The organism is Clostridiales bacterium (assembly GCA_018333995.1).
Taxonomy (GTDB): Bacteria; Actinomycetota; Coriobacteriia; order Anaerosomatales; family SLCP01; genus JAGXSG01.
In genome coordinates this window covers 1-14,472 of the sequence record JAGXSG010000023.1, presented here as the reverse complement: position 1 = coordinate 14,472, position 14,472 = coordinate 1, and the positions used below count along the sequence as shown (strand labels likewise).

Annotated in this window: 19 protein-coding genes; 10 read left to right on the top strand and 9 right to left on the bottom strand. The window is 62.5% G+C overall.

Translation table 11 applies throughout. From position 1 onward, the window contains the following. Positions 1-41: 41 nt before the first annotated feature. From KGZ40_06890 to cysK, 4 genes are read left to right on the top strand one after another with little or no spacing between them, the layout of a single operon-like run. On the top strand, positions 42-938 hold the full coding sequence (locus KGZ40_06890; protein ID MBS3957238.1) for an ABC transporter substrate-binding protein: 897 nt from the start codon (positions 42-44) through the stop codon (positions 936-938). Positions 939-941: 3 nt separating this feature from the next. After that, a complete protein-coding gene (locus tag KGZ40_06885) occupies positions 942-1,826 on the top strand; it encodes an ABC transporter permease (protein ID MBS3957237.1) in 885 nt (294 codons plus the stop codon). Further along, positions 1,826-2,698 carry an ABC transporter ATP-binding protein gene (locus KGZ40_06880; GenBank protein ID MBS3957236.1) on the top strand — a complete coding sequence of 291 codons (873 nt, stop codon included), beginning with the start codon at positions 1,826-1,828 and terminating at the stop codon, positions 2,696-2,698. Before KGZ40_06885 ends, KGZ40_06880 begins: the two co-directional genes overlap by 1 nt. Then, on the top strand, positions 2,695-3,690 hold the full coding sequence (gene cysK / locus KGZ40_06875) for a cysteine synthase A (GenBank protein MBS3957235.1): 996 nt from the start codon (positions 2,695-2,697) through the stop codon (positions 3,688-3,690). Before KGZ40_06880 ends, cysK begins: the two co-directional genes overlap by 4 nt. A gap of 33 nt (positions 3,691-3,723) precedes the next feature. Here cysK and KGZ40_06870 read toward each other — a convergent pair whose 3' ends face one another. The 9 genes from KGZ40_06870 to KGZ40_06830 form a co-directional block, all read right to left on the bottom strand. After that, on the bottom strand, positions 3,724-4,026 hold the full coding sequence (locus KGZ40_06870) for a type II toxin-antitoxin system RelE/ParE family toxin (GenBank protein ID MBS3957234.1): 303 nt from the start codon (positions 4,024-4,026) through the stop codon (positions 3,724-3,726). 5 nt (positions 4,027-4,031) lie between these two features. Continuing rightward, on the bottom strand, positions 4,032-4,307 hold the full coding sequence (locus KGZ40_06865) for a type II toxin-antitoxin system Phd/YefM family antitoxin (protein MBS3957233.1): 276 nt from the start codon (positions 4,305-4,307) through the stop codon (positions 4,032-4,034). 116 nt (positions 4,308-4,423) lie between these two features. Next, complete coding sequence (locus tag KGZ40_06860) at positions 4,424-4,666, bottom strand: type II toxin-antitoxin system PemK/MazF family toxin (protein ID MBS3957232.1); 243 nt, start codon at positions 4,664-4,666, stop codon at positions 4,424-4,426. 125 nt (positions 4,667-4,791) lie between these two features. Beyond that, positions 4,792-5,190, bottom strand: coding sequence for a HigA family addiction module antidote protein (locus KGZ40_06855; GenBank protein MBS3957231.1), 399 nt, complete (start codon positions 5,188-5,190; stop codon positions 4,792-4,794). Positions 5,191-5,204: 14 nt separating this feature from the next. Further along, entirely contained in the window at positions 5,205-5,414 is a 210-nt protein-coding gene (locus KGZ40_06850) for a type II toxin-antitoxin system RelE/ParE family toxin (GenBank protein ID MBS3957230.1), read from the bottom strand. A gap of 95 nt (positions 5,415-5,509) precedes the next feature. After that, on the bottom strand, positions 5,510-5,806 hold the full coding sequence (locus tag KGZ40_06845; GenBank protein MBS3957229.1) for a type II toxin-antitoxin system RelE/ParE family toxin: 297 nt from the start codon (positions 5,804-5,806) through the stop codon (positions 5,510-5,512). After that, positions 5,803-6,027, bottom strand: coding sequence for an addiction module protein (locus tag KGZ40_06840; protein ID MBS3957228.1), 225 nt, complete (start codon positions 6,025-6,027; stop codon positions 5,803-5,805). The genes KGZ40_06845 and KGZ40_06840 overlap by 4 nt, the downstream gene beginning before the upstream one ends. A 243-nt stretch (positions 6,028-6,270) precedes the next feature. Next, positions 6,271-7,455, bottom strand: coding sequence for a radical SAM protein (locus tag KGZ40_06835; protein ID MBS3957227.1), 1,185 nt, complete (start codon positions 7,453-7,455; stop codon positions 6,271-6,273). A gap of 131 nt (positions 7,456-7,586) precedes the next feature. Next, on the bottom strand, positions 7,587-9,056 hold the full coding sequence (locus KGZ40_06830; protein ID MBS3957226.1) for a phosphoenolpyruvate carboxylase: 1,470 nt from the start codon (positions 9,054-9,056) through the stop codon (positions 7,587-7,589). A gap of 164 nt (positions 9,057-9,220) precedes the next feature. Here KGZ40_06830 and KGZ40_06825 point away from each other — a divergent pair, with 164 nt between their 5' ends. The 6 genes from KGZ40_06825 to KGZ40_06800 form a co-directional block, all read left to right on the top strand. Continuing rightward, positions 9,221-10,153, top strand: coding sequence for a hypothetical protein (locus KGZ40_06825; protein ID MBS3957225.1), 933 nt, complete (start codon positions 9,221-9,223; stop codon positions 10,151-10,153). Between the two features lie 11 nt (positions 10,154-10,164). After that, positions 10,165-11,250: a hypothetical protein gene (locus KGZ40_06820; GenBank protein ID MBS3957224.1), complete on the top strand. Its 1,086-nt coding sequence runs from the start codon at positions 10,165-10,167 to the stop codon at positions 11,248-11,250. Continuing rightward, entirely contained in the window at positions 11,247-12,236 is a 990-nt protein-coding gene (locus KGZ40_06815; GenBank protein ID MBS3957223.1) for a 2-hydroxyglutaryl-CoA dehydratase, read from the top strand. The genes KGZ40_06820 and KGZ40_06815 overlap by 4 nt, the downstream gene beginning before the upstream one ends. Positions 12,237-12,405: 169 nt before the next feature. Further along, complete coding sequence (locus KGZ40_06810; protein ID MBS3957222.1) at positions 12,406-13,203, top strand: hypothetical protein; 798 nt, start codon at positions 12,406-12,408, stop codon at positions 13,201-13,203. Positions 13,204-13,346: 143 nt separating this feature from the next. Further along, on the top strand, positions 13,347-14,057 hold the full coding sequence (locus KGZ40_06805) for a response regulator transcription factor (GenBank protein ID MBS3957221.1): 711 nt from the start codon (positions 13,347-13,349) through the stop codon (positions 14,055-14,057). Next, positions 14,057-14,472: hypothetical protein (locus tag KGZ40_06800; protein ID MBS3957220.1), on the top strand; the 416-nt coding region annotated here is incomplete at its 3' end. The genes KGZ40_06805 and KGZ40_06800, both read left to right, overlap by 1 nt.

Below are 14,472 nucleotides of genomic sequence, written 5' to 3'. Positions count from 1 at the left end.
ACATGAAGTGCGCGCTTTTCAGATCACATCGACGGTTACCGATGTCGCCTCTGCTGTCGCTCGTCGCCCTGCTCACTGCAGCCGGCGCTCTTAGCGGCTGCAGTGAGCGCGACACTGCGGTGATCGGCCACAGCGGCGGCCCGCTCCTTGCGGCGGCCTACGTAGCCGAAGGCAGTCCCGGGTTCGGCGACCGCTTCGAGCTAAGCCGGTTTGGAACACCTGCCGATGTGGGATACGCGTTGCTCTCGGGCGATCTCGATGCGGGCTTCATAGACCCCGCTCGCTACGAGGAAATCGAGAGACTTCCTGGGTTCGAGACACTTTCCGTCGTAGGCAAGATCACCTACCCATTCGGCGCAACGCTTGTGGTCCGCGAGGGTCTCAGTCTCCGCTTGAGCGATCTCGAGGGCAAGAAGGTGGGCATCTCGCAACCGGAGTGCGTCCTGTGGGACACCTTCAAGGCCGACGCCGAGCGCCTTGGTGTCGACGCGGGGTCGTTTGATCTACAGGCCATGCATTTCGATGCGATGATCCCCGCGCTTGAGGCGGGCGTTGTGGACGCGGTGGTGCTCAGAGGCGCGCTCGCGGCCGTGGCCATCAAGGAGGGCCACACGATCCTGTATCAGAATTGGGAGGTAGAGGAGACGGGCAACGATCCAAGCGTTGGCGACGGCTGCTGCCCACCCACGACGGATCAGGTCGAATCCATCCTGCTCGCGCACCGCGACAACACGGATGCACTGCGTGTGCTGCCGGAGCTGCTCGAGTCCTACCAGCTGGCTTCTCAGGCAGATCTGCGCTCGGCCGTCGCGCGTGCGACGGGGATACCGACCGCGACTCTCGAAGGATTGCCCGTCGGTCGTTTCGAGGTGGCCGATCGTGGGCTCGTCGAGGAGTTGCTTGGGTATGACGACCGGGAGGGCGAGGATGAGAACTAGGCGTTGTTCGCACTCGGCGCTTCGGGGCAAACGGGGCTGTCCGCCGAGGACGGACGTGAGGCGATGACCGAGTACCGCGTCAAAGGACCCCGCCTCGTCCTACGCGAGACGGGCTTCTTCTTCCGCAACGCCTTTGGGAGCATCTTCTCGCCGGAGTTCATCGTGGTGTTCGTGCCTGCGCTTGCATTGTGGGAGGTACTGCCCCGCGCGGGGGTGGTTCCGAGTACGCTGGTACCCCCGCTCAGCACCGTCGCTGTCACCGCGTGGGAGATGACCGTCTCAGGCGAGTACCTTATGCACATCGCTCACAGCATGGGTAAGTTCTTCATCGCGCTCGCCATCGCGCTCGCCACGGCGATTCCTATCGGCGTCCTGATGGGCTGGAACATCGCCGTGCGCAAGCGGGTTCTGCCGTTCTTCCAGCTTCTTGCGCCGGTTCCACCACCCGCGTGGGTGCCCATCACCATCATCATTTTCGGCATCGGGCTGCCGATGCAGACGTTCCTGATCTTCCTGGGCGCGTTCTATCCCATTCTGTTCAACACCTATCAGGCGGTCAAAGACACCGACCCTCGCTACCTGGCGTCGGCGCGGGTCTTCGGCGCGAGCGAGTTCACGCTCATCACCCGCATCTACATCTGGGACGCCCTGGGAGCGATCATTATGAGTGTGAAGACCGGGGTCGCCATGGGGCTCGTGATGCTCGTCATCGCCGAGATGTACGGGGGGCGCTCTGGGATGGGCTATGTGCTGATGGAGGCCAAGGAGTTCTTCCAGATCCCCGTCATGGTCGTTTGCATGGTGACACTCGGGATCATCGGCTGGTTCCTCATCGAGGTGCTCAAGTTCGCCGAGGTCAAGCTCGCGGTGTGGAAGGTGGGACGCTGATGATCGAGGCGAAGAACATCAGCAAGTTCCACTCGATCATGAATGCGGACCGCACCGCTGCGGGACTCACCGCGGTGCTCTCGGTATCGCTCTCGATCGCCGACGGCAAGATTGTGAGTTTGCTGGGTCCCTCGGGCAGCGGTAAGTCGACGTTCCTCGAGATTCTAGGTGGCCTGCAAGCACCCAGCGAGGGGGAGGTATACATCGATGGAGTGCGCGTGCTTGAGCCGCTACCGTCGACGCGCAAGGAGATGGAGGCCTACCGTAGGCGCTATCGCTTCATCTCGCCGCTCGCGAACAGCGTCTTCCGTGATCAGCCTAAGCATGACATCGCGATGATCTTCCAGGACTATGCGGTCTTTCCCTGGATGACGGTACTGCAGAACGTCACCTTCACGCTGCGGTTGCGGGGTCTGCCCGCTGCTCAGCGTGAACCCCAGGCGCTGAAATTTTTGAAGATGGTGGGGCTCACCGACTCGCTCGGCAAGTACCCCTCTCAGCTCTCCGGCGGAATGCGGCAGCGCTTGGCTCTCGCCCGGGCGCTTTCGGTCGAGCCGAAGATCGTACTGATGGACGAGCCGTTCGCGGCCGTCGACACACTGACACGCGAGCGGCTTCAAGACGACCTCTGCGCTTTGTGGAGCTCGACGGGAGTGACCATCGTGCTGGTGACCCACGACATTGGTGAGGCGCTCTACCTCTCCGATGAGGTGGTTGTGTTCTCTCCGCAGCCGGGCTCGATCCGCAATCGCTTCGAGATCGACGTGCCGCGGCCACGCAGACGCAGTGATCCGGTACTCGCCGAACTGCACAGCCGAATCGACGCCCTGTTCAAATACGACACCGACCACGAAAGCGAGTACTCGATATGAGCGAGACCCCCATTACCAATAGCGCCTTCGGCTCGAGCGGCGCGCGCGTGGCCGCGTTTCGTGGTCGAACGTACGAGTCAATCACGGAGGCGATCGGAGCGACCCCGCTCGTGCGGCTGGGGAGACTGTCGGCCGGTCTGTTCGCGGACGTGTACGGCAAGATCGAGGCGTTCAATCCCGCCAACTCCGTGAAGTGCCGCATCGGTGCGGCGATGATTGAAGCGGCCGAGCGCACCGGTAAGCTCAAACCCGGCGCCACGGTGATCGAGCCGACCAGCGGAAACACCGGCATCGGGCTAGCCTTCGCCTGCGCTGCGAAGGGCTACAGGCTCATCCTCACCATGCCCGAGACGATGTCGATCGAACGACGCAAGCTCGTGCAGATGCTCGGCGCTGAGTTGGTGCTCACCCCAGGCCCTGACGGCATGGAGGGCGCCGTCAAGAAGGCGCAGGAGCTCACGAGGCACGTCAAGGACAGCTACATGCCACTGCAGTTCGATAACCCCGCTAATCCGCAGGTGCACCGTGAGACGACCGCCGAGGAGATCTGGGCTGACACCGATGGCGCGGTCGACATAGTCGTGGCAGGCGTTGGCACCGGCGGCACGATCACCGGGGTTGGCGAAGTGCTCAAGGCGCGCAAGCCGAGTGTACAGATGATCGCCGTTGAGCCCGATGCTTCGCCAGTACTCTCGGGAGGTCGCCCGGGTCCGCACCGCATCCAAGGCATCGGCGCCGGGTTCGTGCCCAAGGTGCTCAACCGCTCGATAGTGGATGAGATTGTACGCGTCACCAACGAGGATGCGTTCGACACCGCGCAAAAGGTCGCGCGCACCGAAGGTATACTCGTCGGTATCTCCTGTGGCGCCGCAGTGTGGGCCGCGGTGCAAGTGGCCACACGCCAGGAGAATCACGGCAAGATGATCGTGGTGATCCTTCCGGACTCGGGCGAGCGCTACATCTCGACGCAGTTGTCCGACAGCGAGCGGTAGGGCGCATGACCCGCGAGCGAAGCTTGTTACCGGTTAGCCGCGCGCCACATCGTCGGGATCTTCCGGCAGTTGTCGCGCATGCCACACCGCAACGATCCACACCGTGTCTCCGACGACACGGTAGAAGAACCGGTACGGTGGGACTGGCAGCTCGCGGTGCGGCAGATCGGGGTACTCCGGGATTGCGTGACCGGAATGCGGATGCTCCCGCAGTTGGGCGATCACCGCTTCAGCGCGCTGCATGACGGTGAGCGCGCCGACTCGGTTCCTCTTCTGCAGGTAGGCAAGTGCTTCGAGGTACTGGCGGTCGGCCTGCGGCGTGAAGCGTACGCACATCGAGACTACTCCGTCCTGAGCAGCGCTCGAGCCTCAGCTAGCACGTCTTCTGCATCGCGACCGATTCCGGCGGCAATCTCCGCGTCACCTCGTGCGAGGGCCCGCAAGAGCTCGTTCTCGTACTGGGTGCGCTCGTAGGCATCCGCGCTCACAAGCACCGCCGAGGCACGCCCACGCTGAGTGATGACGACCGGCTCGTCTGTGGCAACGACACGCTTGATGACACCAGCGGTGTCCTGACGGAGATCGGAAATCGGGATGATCGCGGGAAGAGTACTCATTGGATGCACCTCCTAAGGTACAACCAATGATACCACACAGGGTGCCGTGGCTAACGTCCTTGGGCGTCAGCTGCGAGCGAAGCTGGTAGGGTTGCTTCCGCAGGTCAGGGCTCAGCTCAGTAGATGCACGCGTCGAGTATCGACAGTACTTCCTCCAGGACTGCTTCCGGTGCGCTTGCGATGCGCTTCACGTCGCGTGAGCGGAAATCGATGGACTTCACTTGCTCAACCATGATCACACCAGTGACCTTCTGGCCTTCGGGGATCGCGACATGGAAGGGGTAGCCGCGATGTGTGTTGGTGATCGGGCATGCGATGCACAGCCCCGTGTGCTTGTTGAACAGGTCGTTGCTGACCACGCACGTCGCGATCCGGCTGCGGCTGAACGAGTCGTTCTGGACGATTACAACCGGGCGCCTGAAGCCGGGGGTCGAGCCGACGGGCCGACCGAGATCAGCCCATCATACCTCGCCTTGGGAGATCACTATTCGATACGCTCGCCTGCCTGACGCGCAGCCTCAGCGATGAACGCGGAGTCTTCAGTTGCGACTTGATCACACACGGCGTTGAGCGCGGCGGTGACTCGCTTGATGTGAGCGCCCTTGCGCTTGAGTTTCTGCTTCGCATCCCAAAGATCGACAGCGCGCTGCGCATTGAGCCAGAACTCCGGCGAATTGCCGAACAGCTGGGAGAGCCGCAGTGCCATCTCGGGACTCAGGGCGCGACGCTCGCGCAGGAGTTCGTTGACGGTCTGGCGCGAGACGCCGAGGGCGTCTGCCATGCTGGCGACCGTCAGATCGTAGTCGGGCATGAAGTCCTCACGCAGCATCTCGCCCGGATGCGTCGGACGGACGGTGCGCTCTTGGGTGTTGGGGATTGCCATGGTCACACCTTCTCTCAGTGGTAGTCGCAGATCTCGACGTCGTAGGCGTCCCCGTCTTCGAACCGGAAGCAGATGCGCCACTGGTCGTTGATGGAGATGGAGAACTGGCCTTTGCGGTCGCCGCCGAGGGCGTGAAGCCGGTTGCTAGGCGGCTCTTTCAGATCCTCGATGCACGATGCGTAGTCCACGTACTCCAGCCGACGGCGGGCTCGCTTCGTCAACAGTCAAGTCCACGCTCCCGGGTGTTCGCCAAACGTGCAGCAGTTGAGCGGCGAACGAAGTGAGTCCGCTCGAACTGCTTGTTCGAACCTTACGCCACCTACCGGCGACCCTCCCAATAGAACGGACGGCGACGATCATGCGCCACCGCAAGGACCCTGATGCTTTCGTCAACAACGGAGTACTTCACGGAGTACGGAAAGCGCTCGACGCGGAGACTGCGGACGCGACCGCGAATCAGGGGCGCAGCTTCGGGGTAGCGCAGAGCTTGGGCCACGGCACCTTCAACCGCCGAGATGAACGCCTCGCTCAGAGAGGCGCGTTCTACAGCGTAGTAAGCAGCAGCCGCATCGAACTCGGCTGCGGCCTCCTCGTGGAAGGTGCGTGAGTGCCTCAACGCAGACGAGCCCGGGCGGCGGCGAACACCTCGTCTGCCGGAATGCTGCGCGCGGTGCCGGCATCGATCTCCGCGTCGCGTCGCAGCGCCTCTTCGACCCAGAGCTGCTCGATCTCGTCTTCCGGCAGATCGTCGAGGCTCGAGAGCAAGTCCCTGGCGAGACTGGCGCGGCTCGGAGGGTCGAGGCTTAACGCCTCGCGCTTCAGCTCATCGATGGTCATCGCGAATCACCTCTCAAGTGTATTCGTGCGACTGCAATCATACGACGCGCCCTGACACCAGAGCCAGACCCGGCGAGACTGCCACTCCCACACATCCGCCTTCACGCGCTCGTAGTTCGCATCGAGTTCCGGCCCCATCAGCACGAGCGTTGCGATCCGACGCACCATCTCGGTGACGTATCGCGCCTCTTCCGGCCGCAGATCCCGCACCAGCAGCGCACGCCCGCGGTACGACAACCACTTCTAGCCGCAGCTCGGACCGCCGCAGGGGAGCGTCGCGAGAGGCGCCTCGTGCCGCGCGGCGTGGGGGGCACTCGCGCCCGCGGACTTGACGATGCACGTGGTGTCCTGGCCAAACGGGTCGTTGTACTGGTGGAACGCTTTCACTCGGCAGCCTCGGCAGATCTGCGCATACTCGCAGTTCTCCTCGGCGCAGATGCCGGTAGTTGGCGAGTCGGCGAGCTTGAACAGTTCTCGGGTTGCCTCGGCGAGCGACATCTCCTTGATGTTGCCGATCGTCCAGTCCTGGGCGAATTGGCATGGCATGATGCCGCCCTCGGAGTTGATGTTCATGTGGCCCTTGCCCACGGGACACGCGCTCATGATCTTGAGGCGCTCGAGTCCGCGCGTGAGGTCGTAGCCGCGCGCGATGAGCTTTTCGGCGACATAGGGGACGAAAGAGGGCATTGCGCCGATGTCGTACTCAAGCTTGCTCGCGGGGTTGGTGATGTCGTCAGCGATGAAGTCAGCGAGTTCACGCCATTGGTCCGCCGAGATGCGCCCGTCGGCCTCACCCTCAGAGCGGCCCGACACGATAAGGTCGCACAGGTAGATGAGCCCACAGTCGAGATCTTTGGCCTCTTGGATGAGGTCGTAGATGTGCGGCCACGTGTCGGTGGAAATAGCCGTCTTGAGCGCGACGCCGACACCTTCTTCGCGCAGAATCTTGATCGCCTCGATAACGCGGTCCCGAGTGCCGCGCACGCGAACGAGGCTGTCGTGGAAGTCCGCCGGGCCATACAGTGACGTGCCGATATACCCCACGCCATGCGCTTTGAGCCTCTTGGCGACATCGCGGTCGATGAATGTGCAGTTCGTTGAGATGGTGACGCGGATGCCGTGCGCGCGGGCACGCGCGAGTATCTCCCAGAAGTTGCCGCGCATGAACGGCTCGCCGCCCGTCAAGAAGAGCAGCGGGACTCCGGAATCGGCCATCTGGTCTACGAGGTCGATCGTCTGCTCGTCGGTGAGCTGGCCGGGCAGCGCGTGACCATCGGCGGCCATGTAGCAGTGCTCGCACAGCAGATTGCAGCGATTTGTGATGTTCCAGATGACCTCGGAGGGGCGGCCGAGTTTGTAGGCGGCGACCGACTTGTTCTCAACCTCGGTGAGCGGTCCATCGAAGAAGAGCGAGCGGACGTGGGCCATGGAAATCCTCCAGGATAGAGCGTACGTGTGCGGGTCAACGATACCAGGGACGCAACGATTGTGCCACCATTCACAATGTCACAATTGTTACACCGCTCATGCGCCAGTTCACAACAGCCCTCGCAGGCGCATCAGCCGAGGAATCGCCGAATCTGCCCCGCCGCCACGAGCTGTGCCGTGGCGCTTTCCCGCCCGCCAGCTTCGATGGTCGCCCGGATGTTTCGAGACAGCGCGATATGTGCCTCGTCGCGCTCGACTCCGTCCAGGCCAAGGCGCCCGGCGGCGGCGCGGACGGCGGCTGGCATGAGGTCGCTGTCTCGATCCCAGTAGCGAGCCGCGTCCGCGAGATCGAACATGAAGCCGGGATACGCGTTTTCAAGGAACCGGACGTCGTCGTCGGTGAGCGCCGAAAGGCCGAACAGCTCAGGCGGTACGCCAAGTGAGTAGAGCGCGCCCGTAAACGAGATGGCTCGTGGCAGGGTGATGCCTTCGACGTCACGCGCGTATCCAAACAAGCCGATGTGCAACTTGCGGCGCCGACGGGACGGGATGTGGGCGGCGGTCGAGTTGATGAGCGGCGCGAGCTCCACGACGTGTGAGCGGTACTCCGCAGCGAAACGATCGATGAGATCCACCGCACGCTCCTCATCAATCTCCGCGGGCCTCCTCACCTCTCGCTCGCGCAGGCTTTGCACGGCCTCGACGACCTCGGCCGGGGGGTAGTCGTACTTGAACGCTGATTGCACGGTGAACGTCACAGCGCTCGGGTACTCTTCGGCCACTCGATGTACCGTGCGTGGCGTGAGATTGCCGCGAAACGGTGCGGAGCCTACGCCGATGATCGGTTGGATGGTGATGCCACGGCTCTCGGCAAGGCGGTGGAGTCGAGCGAGCGCGACTTTGTTGAGCAGGACCGCGCTGAGCATTCCGTAGTTCATGGCGGGATCCGAGCGGGCTAGGAAGACGCGTTGTTCGGGACCCTCGAACGAGTCGAGGTAGCGGCTGAGGATCGTGTCCGCCGCGAGCATGTGGTCGCGATCTTCGAACAGAGGGATGACTTCGATATCAGCGGGAAGGAATTGCCCGATCCACTCGCCAATGGTGATGTCGCCGTCGAAGAACGGCAGAAACTGGCGTTTGTAGATGTGCTCACGGTAGTAGCGGCGAATGCGTTCCACGTAGAGGTGGGAGGCGCACATCGGCAAGATGACCTCGAAGATCGGCGGCGGGATATCTTCCCCGCCGTAGAACAGACGCGCAGCATCGTACGAGCGCGGGATGCTCTCAAGGGTCTCGAGCAGCACCTTCGCTTCCGCGCGCTCGACGGTTGGGTTTGGCACGCGGAGGGTGAGGCGAACATCGTCTCCGAGCCGATTGGCGTGGAAGTAGTCCTCATAGCGCGTGAGCAGCTTCTTGACGACGAAGGCGTCGACCTCCTTGCCCTCGACGTCCCACATCTGCTCGTCGCAGCCAAGATGCGAGTACGCGTAGTACGCCTCGGTCACCTCATCTTCTCCGCCGAGATCGGCACGCTCCGCGAAGAACGGGACGGTGACATTGTCGGGGTGCTGGGTGCTCATGCAGCGCGGTGCTCGGGGCATCGGCGTCTCTTCCGTGGCGGTGGTGGATCGGGCTGGTTGGAGCGGTCGGGTGTAGGACGATTGTTCCCGCTTCACGGCGCAATGCTAACGGGAAGGGCTTGAAGTGGGTACACTACCCTGACTAGGAAGGAATTGACCGCACGATTGAAGAGGGGCGGCAGACGGTGGAGTGCTCGCAGGCGACTGTTGGGTTCCCGCGATCGTTGCTGTTCCACAAGTACCACGTGTTGTGGAGCACTTTTTTCGAGGGCCTTGGAGTCAGCACCATCACGAGCCCGCCGAGTAACCGGGCGATCCTTGAGCGCGGTATCGATCTGGCGGTCGACGAGACGTGCCTGCCGCTCAAGGTGTTTCTCGGCCACGTTGACGCGTTGCGTGGCAAGGCTGAGCACATCCTGGTGCCCCGCGTCGTGACCCTTACCAAGCAGGAGACCGCATGTGTGAAGTTCTGGGGGGCGTTTGATGTCGCCCGCAATTCGGTCCCTGGCGTGAACTTGATTGAGTACAACGTCGATGTCGCAAATGGAATCACCGAGCGAGCCGAGCTCTGCCGATTGGGAGCGCGCTTCTCTGACAGCGGCAGGGCGGTTAGGCGCGCCTATCGGGACGCTAGGGCCGCGCACGAGGCGCACGGTCGTGCCCTCGAGCGCGAACAGGTCGCCGCTCTCCAGGGCGACGGCGTGAAAGTTCTCGTGGTGGGGCACGAGTACAACCTGTACGACGAGTTGCTCGGCGTGCCGCTCATGCGCATCCTTCGAGAGCAGGGGGTCTCGGTCGTCTGCTCTGAGCTTGCTAACATGCGTCTTGCGCGCAAACTCGCCCGCAGAATCTCGACCGACATCCCGTGGACGTACAACAAGCAGTTGCTCGGATCGGTGGAACTGTACCGTGAGCGCGTCGACGGTATCGTGTATCTCGTGACGTTTCCGTGCGGTCCGGACTCTCTCATGACGGAGTTGTGTATCAGGCGTCTGCCGGGCACGCCGGCGATCACGATCATACTCGATGAGCTCCAGGGAGAGGCGGGTCTCAAGACACGGCTTGAGAGCTTTGTCGATCTTCTGAAAGCGGCAGCCCGCGCGAAGGCCGCGTCGTGAGAAGGCGAAGGGTGGGCCCATTCCGGGCGAGTTTTCCGCATATGGGCAACTACGACATCCCGGTCGTCACGCTTGCGGGGATGCTCGATTGCGAAATTGTCCCGCCGCCAAAGATGACGAGACGTACGCTCGAGCTTGGAGCTCGGCATAGTCCCGAGTTCGTGTGCGTCCCGTTCAAGTACAACGTTGGAAACTACATCGAAGCCCTTGAGATGGGGGCGAATCTGCTCTTTCAGGCGGGAGGCGGCTGCCGGTTTGGATACTACGGCGAGGTCCAGGAGGCGATTCTTCGCGATCTCGGCTACGAGTTCGAGATGGTACGGCTTGCGGGCGGCTTCACGGTTCTCGAGCACTACAACGCTTTCAAGTCGCGAAACTCCCGCCTCAACATGGTGCGTGCCGTCAAGACGTACCGGCTTGCGTCTCGGCAGACCCGCGCGCTCGACCTAATCGAAGACATCGTGCGGAAGCGGTCGGGTTTCGAACTCGAGCCTGGCTCGTTTGACCGGGTGCACGAGCGGTTCTTGGCTGCTCTCGCTACAACCCGAACGATCAGTGAGGTCGAACAAGTTGAAACCGCTCATCGGACTGAACTTGAGGCACTGCCCACCGAGCATCGCGACGACTTGCTTCGGGTGGGCGTGGTAGGCGAGATATACGTGCTCCTGGAGCCGTTTTCCAACTTCTTCATCGAGCGTGAACTCGCGAAGCGCGGTGTCGAGGTGCACCGATTCTCAACGGTGACCAGCATGATCGACCACGCAGGTCCGCGGAAGCACGAGCACCTTCGCGACATCATCGCGAAGGCAGATCCCTACCTGCGCTATCACATCGGCGCTCATGGCACCGAGAGCGTCGCTATGACAAACACGCTCATGCGTGAAGGGTTCGACGGCGTCTTGCATCTCAAGCCGTTTGGCTGCATGCCCGAGGTAAACGCGATGGCCGCGCTCCAGCGGCTTTCCCGGGAGCACACGTTTCCGGTGCTGTTCATCAGTTTCGATGCGCAGACATCCGAAACGGGACTTGCGACCCGGCTCGATGCGTTTTGTGACATGTTGAGGATGAGGAAACGGAAGGTGGGAATGGGCGCGTGAAGGCGTATCTGGGCGTGGATGTTGGCTCGATCTCAACTAAAGGCGTTGTCGTTAGTGCCGAGGGAACGGTGCTTGCGGGTTCGTACCTGTGGACGGAGGGAAACCCGCTGCGAGCGGTGAAACGCTTGCTAGGGGAGCTCTCGACACAGCTTGAGACCGGGCCAGAGGTCAAGATCGTCGCGGTCGGGGCCACGGGCTCGGCTCGTGAGCTGATCGGCGCGGTCTTAGGCGCTCAGGTCGTGAAGAACGAGATCACTGCTCACGCGGTGGGGACTCTTTCTCGCCATCCGGACGTCCGCACGATCTTTGAGATCGGCGGGCAGGACTCCAAGATCATCATCGTGCGGGACGGAGTCCCCGTGGACTACGCCATGAACACGTTGTGCGCGGCGGGCACAGGCTCATTTTTGTCATCGCAGGCACGTCGGCTTGACGTGCCTGTCGAGGAGTTTGGTGAGTACGCCCTGCGGTCGAGGCGCCCTACCAAGATCGCGGGACGATGCACGGTGTTCGCCGAGTCAGACCTTGTTCACAAGGCGCAAATCGGGCATCCCGTCGAAGACATCATCGCGGGACTGTGCAACGCGATCGTGAGCAACTACTTAAACAACGTGGGCAAGGGCAAGGAGATACTCAGCCCCATCGTGTTCCAGGGAGGCGTTAGCAAGAATGTGGGCGTCGTCAAGGCGTTTCACGACGCGACCGGGCACGAGATCCTCGTGGACGAGGACGGCCACCTCATGGGCGCGCTGGGCGTAGCGCTGGTTGCGCGAGAAGAGGGAGTCGAGGAGCCCTTCGACTTCGCGGTGCGTGACTTGAAGTTCGAAACGCTCGGCGAGGAGTGCGGAGGTTGTCCCAACGACTGCGAGGTCGTCATCGTCGTGTGCGACGGCGCATTTCTCGACGGATGGGGCAACCGGTGCTCTCGCGGTTTGGAGAGGGTCCGGACGCACCTCCTTCCCGAGGAGGCGGCCGCGATCCGTTAGCACCACGCCGTAACCGTGGTGTTTATGTGGTGACTGCGTGTGGCCACGGTGATTTTGCACCCGTGGTATGAGACACTGTCGCCCGAATCGACCGTTACGATCTTAGATCCGGCTTCCTCGCTGTATCATCGTTTCCCACACGTTGTCTCGTACCCACGGAGGTAGACGCATGTCCGGCCTGACCCGAGCGCTCCGACCACGCCCTACACTTTCAGCCGCCCTCGTCGCGTTCGCGGTGTTGTGCGCGATCGCTCCAGCCGCGTATGCGCAACCGATCACCTACACGTCCCTCGGCGTCTCTCTTCTGACCGAGGCCCAAGCCGGGGGTCCTTTGCTCCTCGTGAGCGCGGTCGTGCCCGATGATGTGCCGCTGCCGGTGGAAGTCGCCCTGCCCGTCCCCACGGGTTCGCAGATCGAGTGGGCGGGAGAGATCATGGGCGGCGCGATCGAGAACGACATCGAAGCTGACGCGGTCATCGAGGAGCGTGACGGCGCGACGGTTGCCGTGTTCACGCTGACGACCTCGCGAATCGCACAGGTAGAAGTCGTGTACCCCGACGCTACGCGCGCAATCGAAGGCGGCGAGATCGAGGCTGGATTCTCATTCGTAACACCAAACCCGGCTCAGACGGCGCGCCTCGCCATCGCCCTGTCTCCGCGTGGCGAGGTGAGCTTGCTTCCTGAGGGTATTCTCGCCTCGACTGGGCCCGACGAGAACACGTATTACTACAAGGATGTGCCACTGGTGGCCGCAGGCGACACGCTTGCACTCTCTCTTAGTTACACGGTATCAATGATATCCCCGGCACAGGGCATGCGGACTGGCGAAGGCGGGTCCGCGGTGCCGTCCTACCTCATCATCTTCCTCGCCATTGTCTTCGCGGGCTCGGTGCTAGCGCTGTTGGCGTCGAAGTCTCGTGCCAACGCGGCCGCTGCCGACGATTCGACGCGAGGCACTGACGCGTAGGGCACTGAGGATGCACCGGGTGTTCCAGACCAATGGGCAACGCATTGCGTACGTGGAGTTAGCGTGGAGGTACGGCCCCAAGCGGGTACGAAGGATTAGACTTTGCTTGTCTGACCGCGTGCACCGTCGACGGGAGACATCGCATGGCAAACCCCGCGCGCCGCATCCTGCTCGTTGAAGATGAGAAGTCCATCCGGGATGTCGTCACCGCGTACCTCGAACGAGAGGGGTACTGGGTGATCGCTGTCGCTGATGGCGAGGCAGCGCTCAACGCGTTTGAGCGCAGTCGTTTCGATCTGGTGATACTCGATCTCATGCTGCCCAAGGTGAGTGGCGAGGACGTGTGCAGGGACATCCGCGACACCTCCGACGTGCCGATCATCATGCTCACCGCCAAAGGTGAGGAAGAGGATCGGATCGTTGGCCTTTCCCTTGGCGCCGATGACTACCTGGTCAAACCGTTCTCGCCGAGGGAACTCGTCGCTAGGGTTCGCGCGCTCCTGCGTAGGGCGCACGCAGGTGAGGAACCGCAGCGAGACCGGCTGACCTTCGGTGTTCTTGACGTCGACGTCGCCGCGCATAAGGCGTTTCTGTCCGGGCGGGAGCTAGATCTGACCGCGAGCGAGTTCAAGCTGCTCGTGACGCTCGCCCGGTATCCAGGCCGCGTGTACACGCGCATGGAGCTTGTCGAGAAGGTTCTTGGGTACGACTTCGAGGGGTACGAGCGCACCATCGACAGTCACGTCAAGAACCTGCGCGCCAAGCTTGACGATGACCCGCGTGATCCCACCTTCATCCGCACCGTCCACGGCGTCGGGTATCGATTCGAGTATCAGGCGGCCGGAGACGAGTGATGGGCGACCCGGTTCGAGCGGTGTCTCTCTCGCCCATGCTCGGACGGGTGTTCCGTACGCTCACGACGCGGCTTACAGTCGCGTTTGCCGCAGTCGCGCTGCTTACCGCAGGGCTCTCGGCGATCATTCTGTCGGCCGTGTGGGCTCAGTTGTTCGACCAGTATGTGCGTGACGGCCTGCAGTCCACGGCCGTTGGCGCGGCTCATATCATCGGCAAGTACTATGAGCGGGACGGCGGCTGGTCCGTGCACGCATTTTCGCAGATGCCGCGATTTGGCATCATGAGCGGACTTGGACTGCACGTCTTGAACGAAGAGAACTTCGTCATCTACGACGATTCGGTCGCCGGCGAGCTCATGGGGGGCGTGGTCTCGTTTCCGCAGGCGACTGGCGGGATGCCGCGCGAGCCGGTGGT

Bases quoted from the DNA above. Each gene is read 5' to 3' on its own strand.
- KGZ40_06810 (MBS3957222.1), top strand. From the start codon at position 12,406: ATGTCCGGCCTGACCCGAGCGCTCCGACCACGCCCTACACTTTCAGCC.
- KGZ40_06870 (MBS3957234.1), bottom strand. From the start codon at position 4,026: ATGTGCGTACGCTTCACGCCGCAGGCCGACCGCCAGTACCTCGAAGCA.
- KGZ40_06880 (MBS3957236.1), top strand. From the start codon at position 1,826: ATGATCGAGGCGAAGAACATCAGCAAGTTCCACTCGATCATGAATGCG.
- cysK (MBS3957235.1), top strand. From the start codon at position 2,695: ATGAGCGAGACCCCCATTACCAATAGCGCCTTCGGCTCGAGCGGCGCG.
- KGZ40_06805 (MBS3957221.1), top strand. From the start codon at position 13,347: ATGGCAAACCCCGCGCGCCGCATCCTGCTCGTTGAAGATGAGAAGTCC.
- KGZ40_06865 (MBS3957233.1), bottom strand. From the start codon at position 4,307: ATGAGTACTCTTCCCGCGATCATCCCGATTTCCGATCTCCGTCAGGAC.
- KGZ40_06830 (MBS3957226.1), bottom strand. From the start codon at position 9,056: ATGCCCCGAGCACCGCGCTGCATGAGCACCCAGCACCCCGACAATGTC.
- KGZ40_06855 (MBS3957231.1), bottom strand. From the start codon at position 5,190: ATGGCAATCCCCAACACCCAAGAGCGCACCGTCCGTCCGACGCATCCG.
- KGZ40_06835 (MBS3957227.1), bottom strand. From the start codon at position 7,455: ATGGCCCACGTCCGCTCGCTCTTCTTCGATGGACCGCTCACCGAGGTT.
- KGZ40_06840 (MBS3957228.1), bottom strand. From the start codon at position 6,027: ATGACCATCGATGAGCTGAAGCGCGAGGCGTTAAGCCTCGACCCTCCG.
- KGZ40_06890 (MBS3957238.1), top strand. From the start codon at position 42: ATGTCGCCTCTGCTGTCGCTCGTCGCCCTGCTCACTGCAGCCGGCGCT.